Source organism: Pseudomonas sp. 91RF (genome assembly GCF_003576265.1).
In the GTDB taxonomy this organism is placed as follows: Bacteria; Pseudomonadota; Gammaproteobacteria; order Pseudomonadales; family Pseudomonadaceae; genus Aquipseudomonas; species Aquipseudomonas kribbensis.
Map to the genome: position 1 here is coordinate 71247 of NZ_QWFC01000032.1, position 23426 is coordinate 94672.

General features: G+C 62.5%; 21 protein-coding genes and 2 pseudogenes. 21 read left to right on the forward strand and 2 right to left on the reverse strand.

The window, feature by feature from the left end; genetic code table 11:
• The first annotated feature begins 11 nt into the window (after nucleotides 1-11).
• The 4 genes from DXT77_RS17330 to DXT77_RS17345 are packed head-to-tail and all read left to right on the forward strand — an operon-like array spanning nucleotide 12 to nucleotide 3859.
• Complete coding sequence (locus tag DXT77_RS17330) at nucleotides 12-1526, forward strand: TolC family protein (protein WP_119428544.1); 1515 nt, start codon at nucleotides 12-14, stop codon at nucleotides 1524-1526.
• Nucleotides 1510-2115 carry an adenylyl-sulfate kinase gene (gene cysC, locus DXT77_RS17335; RefSeq protein WP_119428545.1) on the forward strand — a complete coding sequence of 202 codons (606 nt, stop codon included), beginning with the start codon at nucleotides 1510-1512 and terminating at the stop codon, nucleotides 2113-2115. Before DXT77_RS17330 ends, cysC begins: the two co-directional genes overlap by 17 nt.
• Complete coding sequence (locus tag DXT77_RS17340; protein ID WP_119428546.1) at nucleotides 2112-2897, forward strand: aspartyl/asparaginyl beta-hydroxylase domain-containing protein; 786 nt, start codon at nucleotides 2112-2114, stop codon at nucleotides 2895-2897. The genes cysC and DXT77_RS17340 overlap by 4 nt, the downstream gene beginning before the upstream one ends.
• A complete protein-coding gene (locus tag DXT77_RS17345) occupies nucleotides 2885-3859 on the forward strand; it encodes a sulfotransferase family protein (RefSeq protein ID WP_119428547.1) in 975 nt (324 codons plus the stop codon). Before DXT77_RS17340 ends, DXT77_RS17345 begins: the two co-directional genes overlap by 13 nt.
• Here the strand turns inward: DXT77_RS17345 and DXT77_RS17350 are convergent.
• Nucleotides 3825-4583: a slipin family protein gene (locus DXT77_RS17350; protein ID WP_114880952.1), complete on the reverse strand. Its 759-nt coding sequence runs from the start codon at nucleotides 4581-4583 to the stop codon at nucleotides 3825-3827. The two genes, DXT77_RS17345 and DXT77_RS17350, sit on opposite strands and share 35 nt — an antisense overlap.
• Nucleotides 4584-4585: 2 nt before the next feature.
• Nucleotides 4586-5136: pseudogene (locus tag DXT77_RS17355) on the reverse strand (NfeD family protein).
• A 174-nt stretch (nucleotides 5137-5310) separates the two neighbouring features.
• On the opposite strand from DXT77_RS17355, the gene DXT77_RS17360 reads away from it, so the two are divergent.
• From DXT77_RS17360 to DXT77_RS17440, 17 genes and pseudogenes are all read left to right on the forward strand, one after another.
• The gene (locus DXT77_RS17360; protein ID WP_085712631.1) at nucleotides 5311-5772 is read left to right on the forward strand and encodes an aminoacyl-tRNA deacylase; all 462 of its coding nucleotides are present in this window, start codon (nucleotides 5311-5313) and stop codon (nucleotides 5770-5772) included.
• 129 nt (nucleotides 5773-5901) lie between these two features.
• Complete coding sequence (locus DXT77_RS17365; RefSeq protein WP_119428548.1) at nucleotides 5902-6147, forward strand: DUF2789 domain-containing protein; 246 nt, start codon at nucleotides 5902-5904, stop codon at nucleotides 6145-6147.
• A gap of 95 nt (nucleotides 6148-6242) precedes the next feature.
• Nucleotides 6243-6488 carry a type II toxin-antitoxin system Phd/YefM family antitoxin gene (locus tag DXT77_RS17370; RefSeq protein WP_119428549.1) on the forward strand — a complete coding sequence of 82 codons (246 nt, stop codon included), beginning with the start codon at nucleotides 6243-6245 and terminating at the stop codon, nucleotides 6486-6488.
• Nucleotides 6478-6757, forward strand: a pseudogene (locus tag DXT77_RS17375) (type II toxin-antitoxin system RelE/ParE family toxin). The gene DXT77_RS17370 and the pseudogene DXT77_RS17375 overlap by 11 nt, the downstream one beginning before the upstream one ends.
• A gap of 124 nt (nucleotides 6758-6881) precedes the next feature.
• On the forward strand, nucleotides 6882-7310 hold the full coding sequence (locus DXT77_RS17380) for a MarR family winged helix-turn-helix transcriptional regulator (protein ID WP_085733406.1): 429 nt from the start codon (nucleotides 6882-6884) through the stop codon (nucleotides 7308-7310).
• Nucleotides 7307-9370, forward strand: coding sequence for an FUSC family protein (locus tag DXT77_RS17385; RefSeq protein ID WP_119428550.1), 2064 nt, complete (start codon nucleotides 7307-7309; stop codon nucleotides 9368-9370). The genes DXT77_RS17380 and DXT77_RS17385 overlap by 4 nt, the downstream gene beginning before the upstream one ends.
• A complete protein-coding gene (locus DXT77_RS17390; RefSeq protein ID WP_007957657.1) occupies nucleotides 9367-9576 on the forward strand; it encodes a DUF1656 domain-containing protein in 210 nt (69 codons plus the stop codon). Before DXT77_RS17385 ends, DXT77_RS17390 begins: the two co-directional genes overlap by 4 nt.
• Nucleotides 9573-10457: an HlyD family secretion protein gene (locus DXT77_RS17395; RefSeq protein ID WP_085712635.1), complete on the forward strand. Its 885-nt coding sequence runs from the start codon at nucleotides 9573-9575 to the stop codon at nucleotides 10455-10457. Before DXT77_RS17390 ends, DXT77_RS17395 begins: the two co-directional genes overlap by 4 nt.
• Nucleotides 10454-11896 carry an efflux transporter outer membrane subunit gene (locus DXT77_RS17400; protein ID WP_119428551.1) on the forward strand — a complete coding sequence of 481 codons (1443 nt, stop codon included), beginning with the start codon at nucleotides 10454-10456 and terminating at the stop codon, nucleotides 11894-11896. The genes DXT77_RS17395 and DXT77_RS17400 overlap by 4 nt, the downstream gene beginning before the upstream one ends.
• Nucleotides 11897-11989: 93 nt before the next feature.
• Nucleotides 11990-12625, forward strand: a complete 636-nt coding sequence (locus tag DXT77_RS17405; protein ID WP_085733402.1) for an NADH:ubiquinone oxidoreductase subunit N — start codon at nucleotides 11990-11992, stop codon at nucleotides 12623-12625.
• 199 nt (nucleotides 12626-12824) lie between these two features.
• A complete protein-coding gene (locus DXT77_RS17410) occupies nucleotides 12825-14336 on the forward strand; it encodes a YdgA family protein (RefSeq protein ID WP_119428552.1) in 1512 nt (503 codons plus the stop codon).
• Between the two features lie 259 nt (nucleotides 14337-14595).
• The gene (pgaA, locus tag DXT77_RS17415; RefSeq protein ID WP_119428553.1) at nucleotides 14596-17079 is read left to right on the forward strand and encodes a poly-beta-1,6 N-acetyl-D-glucosamine export porin PgaA; all 2484 of its coding nucleotides are present in this window, start codon (nucleotides 14596-14598) and stop codon (nucleotides 17077-17079) included.
• 12 nt (nucleotides 17080-17091) lie between these two features.
• On the forward strand, nucleotides 17092-19089 hold the full coding sequence (pgaB, locus tag DXT77_RS17420; RefSeq protein WP_119428554.1) for a poly-beta-1,6-N-acetyl-D-glucosamine N-deacetylase PgaB: 1998 nt from the start codon (nucleotides 17092-17094) through the stop codon (nucleotides 19087-19089).
• A gap of 1 nt (nucleotide 19090) precedes the next feature.
• Nucleotides 19091-20446 carry a poly-beta-1,6-N-acetyl-D-glucosamine synthase gene (pgaC, locus tag DXT77_RS17425; RefSeq protein WP_119428555.1) on the forward strand — a complete coding sequence of 452 codons (1356 nt, stop codon included), beginning with the start codon at nucleotides 19091-19093 and terminating at the stop codon, nucleotides 20444-20446.
• On the forward strand, nucleotides 20443-20973 hold the full coding sequence (gene pgaD, locus DXT77_RS17430) for a poly-beta-1,6-N-acetyl-D-glucosamine biosynthesis protein PgaD (RefSeq protein ID WP_119428556.1): 531 nt from the start codon (nucleotides 20443-20445) through the stop codon (nucleotides 20971-20973). Before pgaC ends, pgaD begins: the two co-directional genes overlap by 4 nt.
• Before the next feature lie 103 nt (nucleotides 20974-21076).
• Nucleotides 21077-21637 (forward strand): YbhB/YbcL family Raf kinase inhibitor-like protein, encoded by a 561-nt coding sequence (locus tag DXT77_RS17435; RefSeq protein WP_085712643.1) that lies wholly within the window; start codon nucleotides 21077-21079, stop codon nucleotides 21635-21637.
• Between the two features lie 88 nt (nucleotides 21638-21725).
• Nucleotides 21726-23417 carry a VWA domain-containing protein gene (locus DXT77_RS17440; RefSeq protein WP_119428557.1) on the forward strand — a complete coding sequence of 564 codons (1692 nt, stop codon included), beginning with the start codon at nucleotides 21726-21728 and terminating at the stop codon, nucleotides 23415-23417.
• Nucleotides 23418-23426 lie beyond the last annotated feature (9 nt).

Here is a 23426-nt window from a genome sequence, read left to right on the forward strand (position 1 = left end):
GCGATCCAGGGATGAAGAAAAGTCAGAAACTGTTCGGCGCCAGCCTGCTGGCGCTGGCGATCAGCGGATGTGCAGTCACCAGTGAACCGATCGAACGCAGTGTCAGCGAACAACGGGCCAAATCTGACCTGCAAACCATGTACAAGGGCCAGGAACCGCTGCGCGGTCCGCTGACCCTGCACCAGGCCATGGCCCGCGCGGTGAAATACAACCTCGAAGGGCGCTTGAAGATCATGGAGGAAGCGCTGGCCAAGCGGCAGCTCGACCTCGCCAGTTTCGACATGCTGCCGCGCATGGCGCTGGACGCCGGTTACGTCGGGCGCAACAACGTTAGCGCCTCCAGCAGTCAGAGCGTGCGCACCGGCACCCAGTCCCTGGAACCGTCGACCTCCCAGGACCGCGACCGCAACGTCGCCGACCTGACCATGGTCTGGAACGTCCTCGATTTCGGTGTCAGCTACATCAACGCCAAGCAGCAGGGCGACCAGCGTCTGATCGTTCAGGAACGCCGGCGCAAGGTGATCAACACCATCGTTCAGGACGTGCGCTCCGCCTATTGGCGGGCGATGGCGGCCGAACGTCTGCTCAAGCAGATCGACAGCCTGATGGCGCGGGTCGATGCGGCCCGGCGCAACAGCGAAAGCATGAGCGAGCAGCGCATCGGCGATCCGGTGCAGTCCCTCGGCTACCAGCGTTCGCTGATCGAAGCCACCCGGCAACTGGAAGAGCAGCGCCGCGCGCTGTCACTGGCGAAGACCGAGCTGGCGACCCTGATCAACCTGCCGATGGGCACCAACCTGACCTTGGCCACCGACGACGGTTATCAGATCCCGGAACTCAAGGTCGATATCGCCAAACTGGAGCAGGAAGCCCTGACCAGCCGCCCGGAACTGCGCGAGCAGGATTACCAGACCCGGATCAGCGCCGCCGAAACCCGCAAGGCCATGTTGCGCATGCTGCCGGGCCTGGAGTTTTCCGCCGGCGGGCACTACGACAGCAACTCGTTCCTGGTGAATGACCGCTGGGCCGACTACGGCGTGAAAGTGACCTGGAACCTGTTCAACGTGATCTCCGCCCCGGCGGCCATCGATGTGGCCAAGGCCGGCGAAGAAGTCGCCACCGCGCGCCGTCAGGCCATGTCGATTGCGGTGCTGGCGCAGCTGTACGTGGCCAACGCCAACTATCAGGAGGCGCTGCGTCAGTTCAAGACCAACCAGCAGCTGTCGGACATCGACGGGCAAATCGTCGGTCAGTTGCGCAACCGCCATCAGGCAGCGGGCATCGGCGAACTGGATCTGATCCAGGGCGAACTGAACAACCTGCAGGCGGACTTGCGCCGTGACCTGTCCTACGCCGATCTACGCAATGCCTATGGCCAGATCTTCGCCAGTGCGGGGCTCGATCCGCTGCCGGATCAAGTGCAGTCGACCGAGGTGCAGTCGATCGCCACGGCGCTGGCCAACCGCGAAGCGGCGTGGGCGTCGGGGGATATTTCGGTGCCGGTGGCCCATGCCGCTGCGAAGTGATGTGCTGGCGCCGACCGCCAGTATCAGCCGTGCGCAACGCGAGGCCCGCAATGGCCATCGCGGCACGGCGATGTTGCTGACCGGGTTGCCGGCGGCGGGCAAATCGACGCTTGCTCAGGCGTTGCATGCCGAGTTGTTCAGTCGTGGTCAGCAAAGTGTGGTGCTCGACGGCGATGGTTTGCGCGTAGGGCTCAACCGCGACCTGGGATTCACCGATGCCGACCGGCTGGAAAACATCCGCCGCGCCAGTGAACTGGCGGCGTTGCTGGTGGAAAACGGGCAGATCGTGATTCTGGCGATGATCGCGCCGCTGGTGGAGTTGCGCGAGGTGTTCGCTCAACGCCTGGGCGATGACTATCGCGAAGTCTGGTGCAGCGCCGCGCTGGCGGTGTGCGAACAGCGCGATCCGAAAGGGCATTACGCCCGGGCGCGACGGGGTGAACTGGCCGGGTTTACCGGCGTGTCGGCACCTTACGAGCCACCGGCCCAGGCGTCGCTGGTACTCGATACCGGATTGCTGACGGTCGAGGCCTGCCTTGACCGCTTGCTGACCTGGCTCGGCGAATCCGCGGTGTTGCCCAGGACATGAGCCGGCCGGCGTTTTCGCGGCTGCCGGTGACGGTGGATCTGCCGTTGCTGTTGCAGGCGCTGGCGGCGATTGAAAACGATGCCTGGCGCGGGCATTTCAACACGGCCTATTTCGCGGGTGACTGGAGCGGCGTGGCGCTGATTTCTGCAGCCGATGCGCTGACCGAATTGTCCCCCGGCACCGCCGAACCGGTACAGCGAGCCCTTTGGTTGAATGACCGCCGCTGGCAGCAGGCGTTGCAGGATCTGCCTCTTGAGATCGTCAGCGCGCGACTGTTGCGACTCGGGCCTGGCGGACAGATTCATGAGCATCGTGATTACGATCTCGACGGGCCGGACGCCGACCTGCGGTTGCACATTCCATTGCTCAGCCCGCCCGCCGTGGATTTCTGGCTCGATGGATTGCGCATGCCAATGGCGGCGGGCGAGTGCTGGTTTCTCGATCTTTCGCGACCGCATCGGGTCGACAATCGCGACAGCGCGGCACGCATTCATCTGGTCCTCGACTGTCGCCCCGGCGCCTGGCTGGAGCAGATGATTGCCGACGGTTTGCCGAGTACGCCGCGGCCTGATGCCGAAGATTCGGCATTGCAGCGTTTTCAGCGTCTGCTGGTCGCGGATCCCGCGTTGTCGGCGACCCTGCAGGCGTTGCGCGATCCCGAAGCGTTCATCAGCCAGACTCTGGCGCTGGCCACCGAGCGTGGCTTGCCATTCTCCCGGGAAGAACTGCACGCGGCGATGCGCAACGGACGCCGGTCATGGAACGAGCAATGGCGAGCCTGAATCTGCACGGCTGGTTGCCGATCCGCATCTGGAAAAGTGCCGGTCAATGGCAAGTGGACTGGTGCTGGTTTGGCGACACGCCGCTGCACCAGCCGTTTTTTCGCGAAGCGGTGGAGCAGGCGCTGCAGTTGCCGTTCAATCAGGCGTTCCGAAGACAAACTCCGTTGTCGGCGCTCATGGATTGGCAGGCGCTCAGCCCCGGCCTGGCGCCGAGCGCCTTCATCCTGCATGCCTCGCGCTGTGGTTCGACGCTGATCAGCCAGATGCTCGCCCGCCTCGACGATCACATCGTGATCTCGGAACCGCCGCCTCTCGATGCCTTGCTGCGCAGCGATCTGCCGGCCGCCGAACGCCGTGCGGCCATCGCCGGGTTGCTCTCGGCCTACGGCCAGCGCCGGCGCGGGATGGAGCAGCGGCTGGTGATCAAGCTCGACGCCTGGAACATCGGTGAATGGCCGTTGCTCCAAGAATGCTTCCCCGATACGCCTTGGTTGTTTGTCTATCGCGATCCGCTGGAAATCGCCGTTTCACATCTGCGTCGCCCGGGTATGCACATGGTGCCCGGCCTGCTTGGCGAGTGCGTGCTGGACGACGACCTGCCATTCGAGGGGCGTGAAGATTTCATCGCCCGCAGGCTAGGACGTCTGCTGGAGGCGGCGCGCTTGCACTGCGCTGATTTCGGCGGGTTGCCGGTCAATTACAGTGAGTTGCCCGAGGCGATGGCAGGACAGCTGGCGAGGTTTTTTCAGCTGAATGCCGAACAGTGTGAACAGGCGCTGAGCGCTTCGGCACAGCATGCGAAGCAGCCGTCACAGGCGTTTGTCGCCGATGGCGAAAGCAAACGCCGCGAAGCCTCTCCACTGTTGCAGGCGCGGGTAGAACGGTGCGCGGGAGCACCTTACGAAGCGCTGGAGCGTTTGCGCGCGATCACGACTTGGCCGACAGATCCGCCATCCCCTTGAGCAATTCGATCGGCAACGGGAAGACGATGGTCGAGCTCTTGTCGCCGGCAATCGAACTCAGGGTCTGCATGTAGCGCAATTGCATGGCGCCAGGCTGGCGGCCGAGCATTTCGGCGGCCTGCATGAGTTTTTCCGAAGCCTGCAATTCGCCTTCGGCGTGGATCACCTTGGCTCGCCGTTCCCGCTCGGCTTCGGCCTGTCTGGCGATGGCGCGGACCATCGATTCGTTGAGGTCGACGTGTTTGATCTCGACGTTCGCGACTTTGATGCCCCAGGCATCGGTCTGGGCATCGAGCACTTGCTGGATATCGATGTTCAACTGTTCGCGCTCGGCCAGCAGTTCGTCCAGTTCATGCTTGCCGAGTACCGCGCGCAGGGTGGTCTGGGCCAGTTGGCTGGTGGCCACCAGGAAGTCTTCGACCTGGATGATCGCTTTCTGCGGATCGAGCACCCGGAAATACAGCACCGCGTTGACCTTGACCGAGACGTTGTCGCGGGTGATCACATCCTGCGGCGGCACGTCGAGAACAATGGTGCGCAGATCGACCCGGACCATTTGCTGCACCACCGGAATCAACAGGATCAGCCCCGGCCCCTTGACCTGCCAGAAGCGCCCGAGCTGGAACACCACGCCGCGTTCGTATTCACGCAGGATGCGGAACGTCGAGCCCGCGAGGGCGATGAGCAACAGCAGCAGCGCGACAAAACCGATTTGCAGACCCATGATCACTCTCCGAGCGGTGCCGCGTCAGCCGCGGCCACTTGCAGCAACAAGCCCTTGCGCCCGACTACCCGCACCGGTTGCCCGGCGTGCAGCGGTGTGGCACTCGACACTTGCCAGCGTTCTCCTTGCAATTGCACCCAGCCATTGCGGGTGTCCGGCGACTCTACGACGGTCACGGCCGTCACGCTGCCAACCAGGCCGGCGTCGCCGCTGACCGGGTGTCGCGGCCGGGTCTTCAGGGCTCGAACCAGCAACGCGATCAGCAGCAGTGCGCTGACCAGCCCGAGGCCGATCATCATCGGCACCGGCAGCTCGGCGTTGCTCAGGATCAGCGCGCCGATCACGAACATGACGATGCCGCCCAGACCGATCACGCCGTAATTGGGCAGCGCGGCTTCGGCGATCAGGAACGCGATGCCCAGGGTGATCAGCCACAGGCCGATGGGGTCGATGGCGTGCAACGGGATGTCCGTGGCCAGGCCGATCCGCTCAGCAGCATCAACAGGACAAACGCACAGCGACGGATGTTCACGTGACCCTCCGGGAGAGTCATGGGGTTCTCTTATCAGTCTAGTTGAGCCTGCGGTCGGAGGAATTCTGATCATTTCCAGCGTCGCCAGTGGGCGGATTTACCTTCATTCGCGGCTTGCCCGACTAGACTTTCCAGAACAGGAACAACGTTCATCATCGCTCGCCGAGCAGCGTCCGGCGGGCACCGAGGTGCATCATGCGTATGGCAAGAAAAGTGCAAAGCAGCCTGACCCGGGCGCAATGCCAATACGACGTCGTCTCCCATCCGCACTCGAGCAGCAGCCTGGAAACGGCGCGGGTTTCGGGGATTCCGGCGGAACGGGTGGCCAAATCGGTGATCCTCGACGACCACCACGGGCATTACCTGATGGCCGTGCTGCCCGCCAGCCGCCATCTGGACCTGAGCAAAGTGCGCACCAGCGGCGAGTGGCAGATCACCCGCGAAAGCACCCTGGCGCACCTGTTCGATGACTGCGAGCGCGGCGCGGTGCCGCCGCTGGGCGATTCCTATGGCCTGGACATGGTCATCGACCCGCTGGTGACCCGGCAGAAAGATATTTACCTGGAGGCCGGCAACCACAACAACCTGCTGCACATGAGCATGCCCGAGTTCCTGAAAATGGTGCCGCATGCGCAGGTGCGGGAGTTGAGTCAGTAGGTTTTTTCAGCGTCTGTGCCGACGCCCATCGCGAGCAGGCTCGCTCCCACAGGTTCTGCAATGAATCTGTGGGAATGTGGTTTGCTCGCGAAATGTTTTTATCCACTGAGTCTTCGAAGGAGTAGAACAATGGAAAACCCGACCCACAGTCTCCCGTCCCTGTTCAAACAACTCGGCCTGCCCAACGACCCGGTCAGCATCGACCAGTTCATCGCCGCCCATTCCCCGCTCAGGCCCGAACTGCACCTGTGCGACGCGTTTTTCTGGACCAAGAGCCAGGCGGATTTTTTGCGGGACGAGATTCTCGATGATGCGGATTGGGCGGAGGTGGTGGATCAGCTGGATGTGATGTTGAGGAAGGGGCGGGCGGGGTAACTGTCAGTCTGCCGTTCGTAAGCTGGGTCAACTCATCCGGTTGCCTGTGATGATTATTTAGACCAGAATCACGACCTCAATTGAGGTCTTTTATTATGCAAAGTGTGCTGGCCGATCTGGCCGTCAGTGTTTCTGAACTGAAGAAGAATCCTTCTGCGGTGCTCAACGGCGCGCACGGAGGAGCGGTAGCTGTCCTGAATCACAACCGGGTCATGGGCTACATGGTGCCGGCTGACGTTTACGAAGCGATGATGGAGCGGCTCGATGATCTCGAGTTGGCAGAAATCGTTCGTTCTCGCAGTCATGAGACTCCCATACCGGTAAGCCTGGATGACCTATAAGCTCGAATTCCTGCCTTCCGCTCACAAAGAGTGGAACAAATTGGGTCATACGCTGCGCGATCAATTCAAAAAGAAACTGGCTGAGCGCCTGGAGCGTCCTCGCAATCCAGCTGATTCCCTGCATGGGATGCCTGACTGTTACAAGATCAAACTCAAGGCATCCGGTTATCGTCTGGTTTACCAAGTGATCGAAGAGCGGGTGGTTGTCGGTAGTTGCGGTCGGTAAGCGTGAGCGTGGAGATGTTTACGAGAGCGCCAAGCGACGTTGAGTTAACGCGTGACTGCCAATGTGTTTCAAAACTTGACTGAATTTCCCCACCAATGCGATATTGATAGTTAGCAAACTAACAGTGTGTGCATTCCTTCGTGCCGAATACCCTCGACGCTCTCCAGATGAACATCAGCAGTGCCATGGTGGTGGCCGCCAGGCATTGGCGGAAGATCTGCCAGACCACGCTGGTCAACTATGGAATTTCCGAAGCCTGCGCGGTCCCGCTCTTGATGATCGGGCGGCTCGGGGAGCGTGTGCATCAGGTGCAGGTGGCGCAGGCGGCGGGGATCGAGAGCCCCTCGCTGGTGCGGCTGCTCGATCAGTTGTGCCACGCCGGCTACGTCTGCCGCACTGAAGACCCGCAGGATCGCCGCGCCAAATGCCTGAGCCTGACCGACACCGGCCGCGAACTGGTGCAGGCGGTGGAAGGCGAGCTGGTGCGTCTGCGCAATGAGGTGCTCGAAGGCATCGACCAGAGTGATCTGGAAGCTACGCTTCGAGTATTGAGGGCTTTCGAAGCGGCCAGTCCGCCAGCGGTGACCCATCCGTGAACGGTTTTTTTTCCGGCATTCCTCCGGCCCGGGACTGGTTCTACGGGATCCGTACTTTCGCGGCCTCGATGATCGCGTTGTATATCGCCTTGCTGATGCAGATGCCGCGTCCGTACTGGGCGATGGCCACGGTGTACATCGTTTCCAGTCCGTTCCTCGGGCCGACCAGTTCCAAGGCGCTGTATCGGGCGATCGGTACGTTCCTCGGCGCCGCTGCGGCAGTGCTGTTCGTGCCGATGTTCGTCCAGAGTCCGTATGTGCTGGTGGTGGTCATCGCGCTGTGGACCGGGATTCTGCTGTTCCTGTCCCTGCATCTGCGCACCGCCAATAACTACGCGCTGATGCTCGCCGGCTACACCTTGCCGCTGATCGCCCTGCCGGTGGTGGATAACCCGCTGGCGGTGTGGGACGTGGCGGAAGCGCGGACTGAAGAGATCTTCCTCGGCATTGCGGTCGCTGCCGTGGTCGGCGCGATGTTCTGGCCACGGCGCCTGGCGCCGGTGTTCAACGATGCCGTGGGCAAGTGGTTCGCCGATGCGACCACCTACAGCCTGAAATTCCTCAGCCGCGACGTGAGTCCCGAAGAAGTCACCGCCCTGCGCATGGCCATGGTCGGCAGTTTCAACAGCCTGGAACTGATGATCGGCCAGTTGCCCCACGAAGGCGCGCGGCCGCAAACCGTGCGCAACACCAAGGAACTGCGCGGGCGGATGATTCATCTGTTGCCGGTGATCGATGCCCTGGAAGATTCGCTCTACGCCCTCGAACGGCGCACCCCGGAACTGGTGGAGAAGTTCGCGCCGCTGCTCACCGCCACCCGCGAATGGCTTGGCTACAAAGACGCCGATCTCGACCGCTGGCAAGCCCTGCGGGATCAGCTCGAAGCCCTGCAACCGAGCGCCGAAGCCCTGGAAGATCGCAAACAGTTGCTGTTTTCCAACGCGCTGTACCGCCTCGGCGAATTCATCGATCTGTGGCAGGACTGCCGCAGTCTGCAGGACGCGATCCTGTGCGAGCGTCAGGACAGCTGGCGCGCGGTTTACCGCCACTGGCGCCTCGGTCGTCTGACGCCGTTCCTCGACCGTGGGCTGATGCTTTACTCGGTGGCGTCGACCATTCTGGCGATCATCGTCGCCTCGACGCTGTGGATTCTGCTGGGCTGGACCGACGGCGGCAGCGCGGTGATTCTGGCGGCGGTGTCGTGCAGTTTCTTTGCCTCGATGGACGACCCGGCGCCGCAGATCTACCGGTTCTTTTTCTGGACCGGGATGTCGGTGCTGTTCGCCAGTCTGTACCTGTTTCTGGTGCTGCCGAACCTGCATGACTTCCCGATGCTGGTGCTGGCGTTTGCCATCCCGTTCATCTGCGTCGGCACCCTGACGGTGCAACCACGGTTTTACCTCGGCATGCTGCTGACACTGGTCAACACCTCGTCGTTCATCAGTATCCAGGGCGCCTACGACGCTGACTTTTTTGCGTTCGCCAACTCCAACCTGGCGGGTCCGCTGGGGCTGTTGTTCGCGTTTATCTGGACCCTGATCGCCCGGCCTTTCGGTGCCGAACTGGCGGCCAAGCGCCTGACCCGTTTCAGCTGGAAAGACATCGTCAGTATGACCGAGCCGGCGAACCTCGCCGAGCACCGGCAACTGGGCGTGCAGTTGCTCGACCGCTTGATGCAGCACCTGCCGCGTCTGGCGCTGACCGGTCAGGACACCGGCATCGCCATGCGCGAAGTGCGGGTGGGGCTGAACCTGCTCGACCTGCTGGCCTACACCCCGCGCGTGACCGGTGCGCCGAACGCGTTGTTGCAGCAAGTGGTGGCCGAGGTCGGCGAGTATTTCCGCGCCTGCCTCAAGGCCGGCGAACGCCTGCCGGCGCCAAGCGCCTTGCTGATGACCATGGACCGTACCCGTCGTGCGCTCAACGGCCACGGCGATGAAGAAACCCGACTACACCTGTTGCACGCCTTGAGCGGTTTGCGTCTGGCGCTGTTGCCCGGCGTTGAATTCGTCTCCAGCGCCGAGCCCGAAGAACCGCTGCCCGAAGGAGCGCCCCTATGATCGGTGACCTGGACATCAGCGGCATCTTCCTGCCGACCCTGCTGGTGCTGATGGGCATCACTTACGTGCTGTTCGTGCTGGTTCACGGCGTGCTCACACGCCTGCATTTCTACCGTCTGGTCTGGCACCGGGCATTGTTCAACGTGGCCCTCTACGCCGTGATGCTGTACGGCGTGGACTCACTCAGTCGATACCTGATGACATGAAAAAACCGTTTTTGACTATCGGTCGCGTGATGCTGACCTTGCTGATCGTGGCTTTCGCCGTCGTCGTGGTCTGGCGCATGGTGATGTATTACATGTTCGCGCCCTGGACCCGCGACGGCCACATCCGTGCCGACATCGTGCAGATCGCCCCGGACGTGTCCGGGCTGATCCAGCAGGTCGAGGTCAAGGACAACCAGTTGGTGAAACGTGGCCAGGTGCTCTTCAGCATCGATCAGGACCGTTTCAAACTGGCGTTGCGTCAGGCCAAGGCAGCCGTTGCCGACCGCGAAGAAACCCTCGCTCAGGCCCAGCGTGAGGCCAAGCGTAATCGTGGCCTGGGCAATCTGGTGCCGGCCGAACAGCTGGAAGAGAGCCAGTCGAAAGTAGCCCGTGCGCAATCGGCACTGGCCGAAGCGCTGGTGACGGTGGACAGCGCCCAGCTCAACCTCGACCGCTCGGTGATCCGCAGCCCGGTGGACGGCTACGTCAACGACCGGGCGCCGCGCGCGCAAGAGTTCGTCACCGCCGGGCGTCCGGTGTTGTCGGTGGTGGACAGCAATTCGTTCCACATCGACGGCTATTTCGAAGAGACCAAACTCGACGGCATCCACATCGGTCAGTCGGTGGATATCCGCGTGATCGGCGACCGCGCCCGTTTGCGCGGGCATGTCGAAAGCATCGTCGCCGGCATCGAAGACCGTGACCGCTCGAGCGGCAGCAACCTGTTGCCCAACGTCAACCCGGCCTTCAGCTGGGTGCGTCTGGCGCAGCGGATTCCGGTGCGCATCGCCTTCGACGACGTGCCGGAAGACTTCCGCATGATCGCCGGGCGTACCGCCACGGTGTCGATCATCGATGATCAGCAGGAGCCCGCGAAATGAGCAGGGCCCTGATGATCGCCGGTCTGGGCGTGATGCTGTCGGCCTGTTCCATGGTCGGGCCGGACTATCACCTGCCGGGTGATGCGGCGATTCAGCGCAAGGATTTTCAGGGCGATCTGGCGGTGGCCGGCAAGCCTGTGGTTTCTACTCCGGTGCCGGCGGACTGGTGGCGGTTGTATCGCGATCCGCGTCTGGACCAACTGGTGCAGCAAGCCATGGCCTCCAACACCGATCTGCGGGTGGCGGCGGCGAACCTGTCGCGGGCTCGCGCGCAGGTCGATGAGGCCGAGGCGGCCGGTGGCTGGAGCGGCGGCGTGAAGATGGGCGCCCAGCGCTTGCAAGAATCCGGTCAGGCGTTCCTGCTGCCGGAGAAAGTCCCGGTGGCCAATGTCGCCGACATCGGCATCAGCGCGTCCTACCAGTTCGACCTGTGGGGCGTCCTGCAGCGCGGGATCGAAGCGGCGAAAGCCAACGCCGATGCGACCCAGGCCGCCGCCGACACTGCGCGCATCACCCTGGTCGCCGATGTGGTCCGGGCTTACACCCAGGTCTGCGCGGCCAACGAAGAACGGGAAATCGCCCAGCACTCCCTCGACCTGCAATCCCAGAGCACCACGCTGATCCAGCGTCTGCGCGATGCCGGGCGCGGCGATGAAACCCAGGTCACCCGTTCGCAGACCCAATTCAAATCCCTGCGCGCCGACCTGCCGCGCTATGAAGCGGCGCGTCAGGCCGGGTTGTTCCGTCTGTCGATGCTGCTGGCCAAACCGGTCGATCAATTGCCGGCCGGCACCGCGACCTGCGCCGAACTGCCGAAAATCGCCCAACTGGTGCCGGTCGGCGATGGCGCTGCGCTGCTCAAGCGTCGGCCTGACATCCGCCAGGCCGAGCGTCGACTGGCCGCCGCGACCGCCGGCATCGGCATCGCCACCGGCGAGCTGTACCCGGACATCAGCATCGGCGCGACCATCGGCACCGTCGGCATTGTCTCCGACCTTGGCGACCCGTCGACCAACCGCTGGGGCTTTGGCCCGTCGCTGAGCTGGAAGGTGCCGACCAACGGCGCCCGGGCACGTATCCGCGAAGCCGAAGCCTCGACCCAGGGCGCGCTGGCGCATTTCGACGGGGTGGTGCTCAACGCCATCCGTGAAACCCAGACCGGTCTGGCTCAGTACACCGCGCTGCTGCAACGCCGCGATGCGCTGGCCGATGCCGAGCAGTCGGCGAAGCTGGCGGCTGACCAGACTCACCGCTTCTTCCAGGCGGGCCGCGAGTCGTTCCTCGCCGATCTGCAAGCCACCCGCACCTACACCGATGTCACCGCGCAACTGGCCGCTGCCAACACTCAGGTTGCCATGAGCCAGATCGATTTGTTCCTCGCCCTCGGCGGCGGTTGGGAAAGCGGACGAACGCAAGCCTCGAGCGCCAGCAAACCCTGAGGCCGTTGCTATGCTTTGAAGTGTTGGAGGGGCGCCCTGAGCAAGGCGCCTTTTCAGTGCACATTGCTAGCGCAGGTCTAGGGGAAACCAATAATGAAAAACCCTTACGCTCTCGGCTTCTGGTGCGCGCTGGTCGCACTGGTGCTGCTGTCTGCCACCTATTTCTACGGCATTATGCTGGCCCATCAGATCGACAAGGCGATGGTCTTCCTCGACAGCGCGACCGCGTTGATCGCCGTGATGGCGATCGTGGTGGTGGCCTGGTCGTTGGTGCAAGTGCAAAAGCTCAAGAAACGACAGCTTGAACAAAGCAAGACCCTGCTGCTGATCTGGGACACCAAAGTCGCCTTGCGCAAAGTCGAAACCGTGTTCGACCGCTACTTCTGGGGCAGCTACTGGCAACCGGGCCGCACCTTCGCCGAGGTCATGGGCGAACTCACCGGCACCCCGCTGGAAAAAAGCCTCGAAGCCCTGAAAAAACAATGCCTGGAACTCGACAGGCAAGTCGCCGATGACGGCTGGCACTGGTTGAACAATGCCCGTGAGCTGTCCGACGTGGCCACGGCCATGGCCCGCGAGCGCTATCAACTGGATTTCTGTGACCCGCGCAACGACGGCCCGGGCGGGGCGGTGATCGACCGGGATTTCGAGGTGCTCGTGTACACCTGGACCGCGAGGCTGAAAAGCTTCGATCATCAGCTCGACGAGATCGAGGTCCAATATTCCTGATCCCGAAAAGATCGCCGAACCCGGCGATCTTTTTGTCTGTCCACATCCCGTGGACACTCTTTAACCTTTAAACATTGGGCCGCCCCGCGCGGCCAGTGCTAATCTCCACCGCTAAATTCAGCGGAGTCGAGCCACGGCCCGGTCACGGGTTCACGGAAGACGACCACACTTTCAGCCACGGAAATCGATCAGGTCATTCATGAATAAATCAGCAGGCGTGCTTCTCGGAATCGTTGTTGCCATCGGCGCCATCAGCGTCGGCGGGGCCTGGTATACGGGCACCAAGATTGAAGGCGTGCTCAACAACGCCGTCGTCGACGCCAACAAAGAGCTGCAGACCGCCATGGCCGGTTCCAACGGCAGCGCGTCGCTGGAGCTGGTATCGCTGGAGCGTCACACCTTCAGCAGCACCGCGCATTACCGCCTCAAGGGCGAGGGCGAGATGTTCGGTGAAGCGCCGGTCGAGCTGCTGTTCGTCGACCACATCGAACACGGCCCGCTGCCGTTCTCGCGTCTGGTCTCGCTGAAATGGCTGCCGGTCATGGCCACCAGTCACTACGAGCTGGAAAAGACCCCGGTCACTGAAAAATGGTTCGCCGCCACCAAGGGCGCTGCGCCACTCAAGGGTGTGGTCAACATTGGTTATGACCAGTCCACCACTGGCAACATTGAACTGCTGCCGCTGGAAACCGCGCTGGACGACAAGTCGAGCCTGAAGTTTTCCGGTCTGAACATGGACATTTCCGCCAGCGCCCAGGCACAGAAAGTCAAAGCCAACGGCTACATGGACAGCCTGCACCTGACCACGGTGGCTGAAGATCAGGCGCCGGTGCAGATAGAACTCAACGGCCTGACCCTGGCCAGCAACCTGAACAAGAGCAGCTACGGCTACTACACCGGCGAGAACACCCTCGAGCTGACCGGCAGCAAGACCACTTTCGGTGCCAAACAGTCGGTGCTGGGCGTGAAGAACTTCGAGATGAAGAACCTCACCGAAGAGAACGGCAGCAACGCCTCCGGTCGTGCCGACTACAAAATCGGCGAAGTGACCCTCAACGACAAGAAAATCGGCTCGGCCAACCTGGCCATGAGCCTGAAAAACCTCGACATTCCGTCGGCCCTGTCGCTGATGCAGATCTACCAGACCAAGCTGCAGCCGTACGAAAAAGCTGCCGCCGAAGCCACCGCCGCCGGCCTGCCGGCGCCCGAGCTGAACCTGACCGAAGCCGAGTCCGCCCAGGTCAAGGCTGACATGCAGAAACTGCTGGCCGCCGGCCCGCAACTGGCGCTGGAAGACCTTTCGCTGAAAACCGCCAACGGTGAAAGCCGCGCCAACCTGGTGCTCGACCTGACCAAACCGGCCTCGATGGACCTGCCACCGGATCAACTGGGCAAACAGCTGATCGCCCTGCTTGACCTCAATGTACAGGTGTCCAAGCCGATGCTGGTGGATCTGCTCAGCGTACAGGCCCAGATCGACGGTCAGACCGACGCCAAAGCCATCGTTGACCAGGCCAGCGCCGCCGCCGACATGTTCTCCGGCATGGCCGTGGGTTCGCAGCTGGCAACGCTGGATGGCACCAATGTGACGACCAAGTTGCACTACGCCGCCAATCAGGTGGAGTTCAATGGCCAGAAGATGACCGTGGAGCAATTCGTCGGTTTCCTGATGAGCAAATTTGCCGGCGTCAGCGTCAGCCAGGAACAGTAAAACTCCCGCGCAACACCTCAGCGCCCGGCCTTTGCCTCCCGCAGATGCCGGGCGTTTTGCTGTCTGGAGTCCGCGTTTGCAGCGAGCCCCCGGGTTTCCGGTCATGAATCTGAACAAATATTGTGTTCTGAATATTGGTCTACGCTTGCGTGCAAGACTGCTTGGATTAGCTTGGCCGAGTGATTGCGACTTGGCCTCCGTTACGAATCAGGCAAGGGGGGGCATTGCAACCCGGCTGGCCATGTAAGGATGCTGACGAATGCCGCGTACTGATGTTCCCGTATTACATCGTGGTTTACGCCCTTTGTTTCGAGTCGCGCTGTGCAGCCAGTTGCTCTGGCCGACGCTCGCGCTGGCCGATACGGCCTACGATCAAATGGTGCTCGATGCCCGGGCAGGGCATTACACGCCTGCGCTGACCGCTTTGCGTCAGGTGCCGCCGGCCCAAGCCTCCACCGGGCAGATCAGCGATCACCTGCAAATCGCCAGTTGGGCCGGACTCGACGCCGAAGTGGTGCAGGTCTACGAGACTCAGGGGCGCGGTCGCGGATTGCCGATCCAGGCCCTGACCGCCACCGCCCGGGCCTATCGCAATCTCAAGCGCTGGGATCAGGCCTCCGAGGTCTACAACAAGGCCCTGGCGCTGGAGCCGAACAATGCCGACCTGCAACTGGGTCTGGCGCTCACTCAGGCTGATTCCGGCAAACCTGATGAAGCCGTGGCCCGCGCCAAAGTGTTGGTTGCCGCCAAGCCTGACGATCCTTCCCGCCGTCTCGCACTGGGCTATGCCCTGACCCGTGCCGGCAAACAATACGACGCACTGTTCGAATACGATCAGGCCTTCGTTCGCGCCGGCAGCAAACCGGAAGTGGCCCGTGAATACGTGGTCGCCCTGCAAAAGGCCCGCCTGCCCGAGCCTGCACTGCGCCTGGCCAACCAGCGTCCGGGATTGATCGATCCGGTGATCCTGCGCCGTCTCGAAGGCGACCTGGCTGCCGAACGCGTGCGCCTCGCCGAATTCGCCACCCGCAGCGAAAAAGAACGTTATGTGATCGCCGACCGTGCGTTGGCCGACTACGACAAACTGCTCGCCACCTGGACCCCCGACGCCAGCGCCCACGATGACGTGACCCGCTGGCGCATCGACCGCATGGGCGCCCTCAAGGCCCGGGCGCGCACGGCTGACGTGATTACCGAATACCAGAAGCTGCAAGCCGAAGGCGTGAAGATTCCGACCTACGCCCTGCGCTGGGTGGCTGCGTCCTATCTGGATCAGCGTCAACCGGAAGTCTCCACCGACCTGTATCGCCAGGTGCTCTCGGCACCGGACGCCGATGCCGGTGATCGCCTCGAAGACACCACCGCGCTGTACTACTCGCTGCTGGAAAGCGACCGTGCCGAGGACGCACGCAAGGTTGCCGAAGACCTGGCCAAAAACGAGAAACCGCGCGTCGAACTCAAAGGCCTGCCCATCGGCAACCCCAGCGACGACTGGATGGATGCTCAACTGTTGTCGGCCCAGGCCGCCGGCACCTACGGCGCGGACCTGCCTCATGGCGAGGATCGCTTGCAGACGCTGGTCGATCAGGCGCCGGGCAACGTCGGCTTGCGCCTGTCCCAGGCCGATCTGTATCTGGCCCGCCAATGGCCGCGTCGCGCCGAAAGTCAGCTCAAGGAAGTCGAGAGCATGGTGCCCCGGGACATGGGCCTGGAAGTCGCTCAGGCCCGCACCGCCATGACCCTTCAGGAGTGGCGGCAGATGGATGCGCTGACCGACGACGTCGTCGAGCGTTTCCCGGACAACCGTCAGGTGCAGCGTGCCGCCCGCGAGCGCGAAGTGCATGACATGTCCGAGCTGCGCGTCGAAGCCTACGGCGGCAAGGCCAATGGCGGCAGCGGCGGCAATGCCGGCGCGGTCAGCGGCAGCCGGGACTTCGGCATCCAGAGCACGTTGTACAGCCCGCCGATCGATGAAGACTGGCGCGTGTTCGCGGGGATCGGTTATGCCACTGGCGACTTCGCTGAAGGCACCGGCAATCACCGCTTCCAGCGTGTCGGTCTGGAGCGCCGTACCCGCGACATGACCCTCGAAGCGGAAGTCTCCAACCATTCCTACGGTTATGGCGACAAGCAGGGCGCGCGTCTGGCGATTGCCCGGGACATCAACGACAACTGGCAGTACGGCGGCAGCCTTGAATACCTGTCGACGGATACCCCGCTGCGCGCATTGAACAGCAACATCAAGGCCAACGGCGGCAGCGGTTTCATCCGCTGGCGCGCCAATGAAAGCCGCGAGTGGAAACTGTCGGTCAGCCCGTCGCACTTCAGCGACGGCAACAACCGCGTCGAAGCCTTGCTGACCGGACGCGAGGGCGTCTACAGCACGACTCATGTGCAGGTCGATGCCGGTCTGGAGGTCAGCACCAGCCACAACTCGAATTCCGAAGACGTGCCTTACTACAACCCGAAGGCGGACTTCAGCGTGATGCCTACGGTCAACGTCAACCACGTGCTCTACCACCGCTACGAAACCTCCTGGAGCCAGCAGTTCCAGGCCGGTGCGGGTACGTACAGCCAGCGTGACCACGGCACCGGCGGCATGGCGATGCTCGGCTACGGCCAGCGTTATGCCTGGAACGACGTATTCGAGGTGGGCGGTTTGTTCAGTGTGATCAACCGGCCCTACGACGGTGATCGGGAAACCGATCTGCGTCTGCTCGTCGACCTCACTTTCCGCTTCTAGAAGAGTTTGAAGATGCCTTTGATTTCGCGTTTCATCCTTCTGCTGGGAGTGCTGCTGGTCAGCGCCTGCGCCCAGCAAGCCCCGGCCTTCGCGCCGCCGTCCGAGCGTCCGCTGGCGGCCAATGAAAAGCCATGGCCGAAAAACCATGTGCTGGGCATTGCCTATCACGACGTCGAGGATCGTGATCCCGATCAGGCCGTGGTGGCGGTGCGCACCGAACGCATGATCGAGCAACTGGCGTGGCTGCGGGAAAACAACTACAAGCCGGTGACGGTCGATCAGATCATGGCCGCGCGCAAGGGCGGGCCGGAACTGCCGCCCAAAGCCATTCTGCTCAGCTTCGATGACGGCTACGCGAGTTTCTACACCCGTGTGATGCCGGTGCTGCGCGCCTATAACTGGCATGCGCTGCTGGCACCGGTGGGCGTCTGGATCGATACACCGCTGAATCAGCCGGTGGATTTTGCCGGCGCCATGCGCCCGCGTTCCGACTTCCTGACCTGGGATCAGGTGCGCGAAATCTCGCAGTCCGGCCTGGTGGAAATCGCCGCCCACACCGACGCCAGCCACAAAGGCATCCTCGCCAACCCGCAAGGCAACATGCAGCCGGCGGCCGCGACCCGGCGTTACGATCCGGTGACCAAGCGCTATGAGTCCGAGGCGGATTTCCAGGCGCGTATCCGCACCGACGTGGCCACCATCTCGGAAAAAATCCGCAAGGCCACCGGCAAGAAGCCACGGGTCTGGGTCTGGCCTTACGGCACGGCGGACGGCACTTCGCTGACGGTGGTGAGCGAGCAGGGCTACGAAATGGCCCTGACCCTCGACGACGGTCTCGATGCCCTCGACAACCTGATGAGCAGCCCACGATTCCTCGTCGCGTCCGACCCGGATGGCGAACATTTCGCCAACAGCATCGTCGCGGTGCAGTCGGACTTCGCCATGCGTGTGGTGCACGTGGATCTGGACAACGTCTATGACCCGGATCCGGCGCAGCAGGAAGTGAACCTCGGCAAGCTGATCCAGCGCATGGCCGACATGGGCGCCAACACCGTGTTCCTGCAAGCCTTCGCCGATCCGAAAGGCGATGGCCTGGTGCATTCGCTGTATTTCCCCAACCGTCATCTGCCGGTGCGTGCCGACATTTTCGACCGTGTCGCCTGGCAGCTGCGTACCCGGGCCCACGTGAAAGTGTTCGCCTGGATGCCGGTGCTGAGTTTTGCACTGGATTCGAAACTGCCGCGAGTCACGCGCTGGGATCCGAAGACCGGCACTACTGCTGTCGATCCGGATCAGTACAAGCGACTGTCGCCGTTCGACCCCGAGGTGCGGCGGATCATCGGTGAGATCTACGAAGACGTGGCGCGCCTGACCTCGGTCGACGGCATTCTCTACCACGACGACGCCGTGCTGTCGGATTTCGAAGACGCCAGCCCCGAAGCGTTGAAGGCCTATGTTGCCCACGGTCTGCCGGGCTCGATTGCCGCCCTGCGTGACGATCCGGCGGCCATGCAGCGCTGGACCCGGTTCAAGAGCCGTTACCTGATCGACTTCACCAACGAACTGACCGCCAAGGTCCGGGCGATCCGTGGCCCTCAAGTGCTCACCGCACGCAACATCTTCGCCGAGCCGGTTCTCAACCCCGAGAGCGAAGCGTGGTTCGCACAGAACCTCGACGACTTCCTCGTGAGCTACGACTGGACGGCGCCGATGGCCATGCCGCTCATGGAAAAACAGACCCATGCGCAATCCGGCCCGTGGCTGGAAGAACTGGTGGCGAAGATCAAGCAGCGCCCCGGTGCGCTGGATCGCACGGTATTCGAATTGCAGGCCCGGGACTGGACGAAAAAGGACCAGGCCGACATCGACGGTGCACAACTGGCCGACTGGATGGGCCGCCTCAAGCGTCAGGGCGCGACGAGTTTCGGCTACTACCCGGACAATTTCCTCGAGAACCTGCCGGACCTGAAAACCGTGCGGCCTGCGCTCTCCAACAAATGGAACCCATGACATGCTGGATAGACTGCTGGCCCTGCTTGTTCTGGCGATCGTCCTCGGCGTCCCGCTGGGGCTGATCTTCCTGGTCACCGGGCAATTCCTGATGGACTTCGTGTTCTTCTACCCGCTGTTCATGTCCGGGTTGTGGATTTCCGGCGGCCTGTATTTCTGGCTGCACTGGGAGCGGCACTGGCCCTGGAAGGACGACACGCTGCCGCCACCGCTGGAAGGCGAACCGCTGATTTCGATCCTGATCCCTTGCTACAACGAGGGCGACAACGCCGCCGACACCATTCACGCGGCTCTGGCCCAGCATTACCCGAACATCGAAGTCATCGCGATCAACGACGGTTCCAAGGACAACACCGCGCAAGTGCTGGATGCGCTGGCCAAGGAAGACCCACGGCTGCGGGTGCTGCACCTGGCGGAAAACCAGGGCAAGGCCGTGGCCCTGCGCATGGGCGCCATTGCGGCGCGCAGTGAATATCTGGTGTGCATCGACGGTGACGCGCTGCTGGCGCCGAACACCGCTGCTTACCTCGTGGCACCGATGCTCGACAACGCACGGCTTGGCGCGGTGACCGGCAACCCGCGGATCCGTACGCGTTCGACCCTGGTCGGGCGAGTTCAGGTCGGCGAGTTCTCGTCGATCATCGGCCTGATCAAACGTACCCAGCGGGTGTTCGGGCGGATCTTCACCGTGTCCGGTGTGATCGTCGCGTTCCGTCGCACCGCGCTGAACCGGGTCGGCTACTGGAGCCCGGACATGATCACCGAAGACATCGACATCAGCTGGAAACTGCAACTGGACCACTGGAGCATCTTCTACGAGCCCCGCGCCCTGTGCTGGATCCTGATGCCGGAAACCCTGCGCGGCCTGTGGAAGCAGCGCCTGCGCTGGGCCCAGGGCGGTGCCGAAGTGCTGTTCAAGAACATTCGCGGGATCTGGCAGTACCGTCACCGTTATCTGTGGCCGCTGCTGTTCGAATATTGCCTGTCGACCGGTTGGGCCTTCACCTTTCTGTTGTCGGTGATCTTCTGGGCCGTCGGCAAGTTCGTGGTTCTGCCCGATGCGATTGCAGTCCATCACCTGATGCCGCCGGCCTTTACCGGGCTGCTGCTGGCGTTTGTCTGCCTGGTGCAGTTCGCGGTCAGCATCATCATCGACAGACGCTATGAGCCGGGTCTGGGCAGAACCATGTTCTGGGTGGTCTGGTATCCGTTGGTGTTCTGGTTCATCAGTCTGCTGACCACGCTGGTCAGCTTTCCGAAGGTGCTGTTCGGCCAGCATCAGAAGCGTGCGCGCTGGGTCAGTCCTGACCGGGGCATCAAACCGGCGGGCGACGACGAAGAGGAGGTCATCAAATGAAAATCATCCGGACCCGCCAGCGGCCATTCCTGGTGGTGATCGACGTGATCCTCACGGTGCTGGCCTGGGTTGGCCTGCTGTATCTGCTGGTGCGTGGGCTGTGGCCGCTGATCGAAACCCATGCCGGCGGGCCGCGCATCGACAACTCGGCGTTCGAAGCGCTGGGCACCTTGCAGGTTTATCTGTGGGTGGCGCTGGTCAACGCCGTGATCCTGATTTCCTGGGCCCGTTATCAACAGCGCAAGAGCCGCAGTTTCGCCCAGCGTCGCCTGGCTGCCCCGGTGGTCGACGATGACGGCCTGAGCAAAAGCTTCAAGCTGTGCGATGACCGCCTGCAGAAGCTGCGCAGCCCGGGTGTCATCACCATCCACAACAATCAGGACGGTGACGTCAGTCACGTGGTGCCTCACCTGTGGCCGGTGGAGCCGGCGGAACTGCCGCCACCCTTGGCGCCGCTGGAGCATCCGCGGGTGATCTTTCTGCACGCCGAGGACGACGATAACCGTGAGCCGACGAACCGTCTGTAAGCGCGGTGATACCAATGGGCGTCATTTGCCACTGCCACGGCACGAACGGTACAGCTATAGTCTGCAGGCCGAAGACGGCCCAACTGCACAAGGTGCTCCCGGAATGACCCGATTGACCTCTCTCAACCCTTGGCTGGCGGCCGTTGCCGTCGCCCTTTGCGTGCAGTTTCCGGCGCAGGCCCAAGAGCGTTTCACCCTCAGCATTCCCGGTGTTTCGGACAACCGTCTGTTCACCGCGGCGGCGGCCAGTGACGCCGCGGGTTGTGGCGGCAAGAACCTGTCCCCGGCGCTGAGCTGGAACGCCGGCCCGGCCGCGACCCAGAGCTATGCCATCGTGATGCATGATCCGGACGGCCAGAAAGGCCTGGGCGTCGATCACTGGGTTCACTACGGCATCAAGGCCACGACCCGGCAGATCCCGGCCGGCAGTGGCACCAAGCCGACTTTCGAAGGCCTGGGCGGCACCAACAGCAAAGGCACGACCACCTATGTCGGCCCATGCCCGCCGACCGGCGACAGCGCGCATCACTACATCATCCAGATCTACGCCCTGGACCTGGCCCCCGACGCCTTGCCGGCCGGCCTGACCCGTGCCCAGTTGCTGGAAAAAATCAAAGGCCATGTGCTGCGCAACAGCAGTGCAGTGCGGCGTTATCACCGCTGAAAAAAATGTCGGCGGCGTTTAACCCGAACTGAAAGGGCTGTCCGTCTCAGAGGTTGAATGGATCAATTCTTCCTCGAGGTCAGCCCCCATGTCTCTTCCTTCGATGCTTCTGCGACCCCTGGCTGCCGGTGTGCTGTTGGTCGTCGCCGGTTGCGGTGTTTCTTCCAGCCCGGAATCCGCCGCCGTGCCGCCACCGGCACAGCTCCCCTCGAAACCCGTGGTGCAGCAAGAAGCGGTCATGGCCGATCACTCTTTGGCCAAGCGCAGTGCATTGGCGGCGCCGACGGCCAGTTTTGCACCGATGCCCGCCGGGGAAAGTTATCCACAGGACTATCGCGCCGAGCCGCGCGAGCAATACGAAACCCTGGCCGATAACCCGATCCACAGCGTTGCCGAAACGCCCGTCTCGACCTTCAGTGCCGATGTGGATACCGGCGCCTACGCCAACGTCCGCCGTCTGTTGAATCAGGGACGCCTGCCGCCGGAAGGCGCGGTACGGCTGGAGGAGATGGTCAATTATTTTCCCTACGACTATGCGTTGCCCACTGATGGCTCACCTTTTGGTGTAACCACGGAGCTGGCGGCCACTCCGTGGAATCCGCACACCCGTTTGCTACGCATCGGCATCAAGGCGTCCGATCGCGCCGTGGCGGAGCTGGCCCCGGCCAATCTGGTGTTTCTGGTGGATGTGTCCGGCTCGATGGACCGTCGCGAAGGTCTGCCTCTGGTCAAAAGCACCCTGAAGCTGCTGGTCGATCAACTGCGCGAGCAGGATCGCGTTTCACTGGTGGTGTATGCCGGCGAATCCAGAGTGGTGCTGGAGCCGACGTCCGGACGGGAAAAAGCGAAAATTCGCACAGCCATCGAGCAGTTGACGGCGGGAGGCTCGACCGCGGGTGCTTCCGGCATCGAACTGGCCTACCAAATGGCGCAACAAGCGTTCATCCCCAACGGCATCAACCGCATCCTGCTGGCCACCGACGGAGACTTCAACGTCGGCGTCAGCGACTTCGACAGCCTCAAGCAAATGGCTGTGGATAAACGCAAGACAGGGATTTCCCTGACCACCCTGGGATTCAGTGTGGATAACTACAATGAACACCTGATGGAGCAACTGGCGGATGCCGGTGACGGTAACTACGCCTACATCGACAATCTGCGTGAAGCGCGGAAGGTGTTGGTGGATCAGCTCGGTTCGACCCTCGCCGTGGTGGCGAAAAACGTCAAGTTGCAGGTGGAGTTCAACCCGGCGCAGGTCAGTGAATACCGGCTGCTCGGCTACGAAAACCGCGCACTCAAGCGTGAGGATTTCAGCAATGACAAGGTCGATGCCGGTGAAATCGGTGCAGGCCATACGGTGACCGCGCTGTATGAAATTGTCCCGACAGGCGAGAAGGGCTGGCTGGAGCCGCTGCGTTACGGTAAGTCGGAGCCGGCTATTTCCGGGAAGAACGGAGAATTGGCGATGCTGCGTGTGCGATATCAAAAGCCCGAAGGTGGGAAAAGTCTGCTGATCGAGCGGCCGATTGCCAATGAAGTCGCGCCGGCCAGCGAGGATCTGCGATTTGCCGCCGCCGTCGCCGCGTTTTCCCAGCAACTCAAGGACGGCCGCTACACCGGTGATTTCAGCTTCAAGGACACCGAAGTACTGGCCCGAGGCGCCCGTGGTGATGATCGCTTCGGCCTGCGCAACGAGTTCGTGCAACTGGTGGAACTGGCGCAGAGCTTGCGGACTTCGACTGCGTCCAACGCGATGCCGACCGAGCGACGGATTGAATAGTGAGCCGCC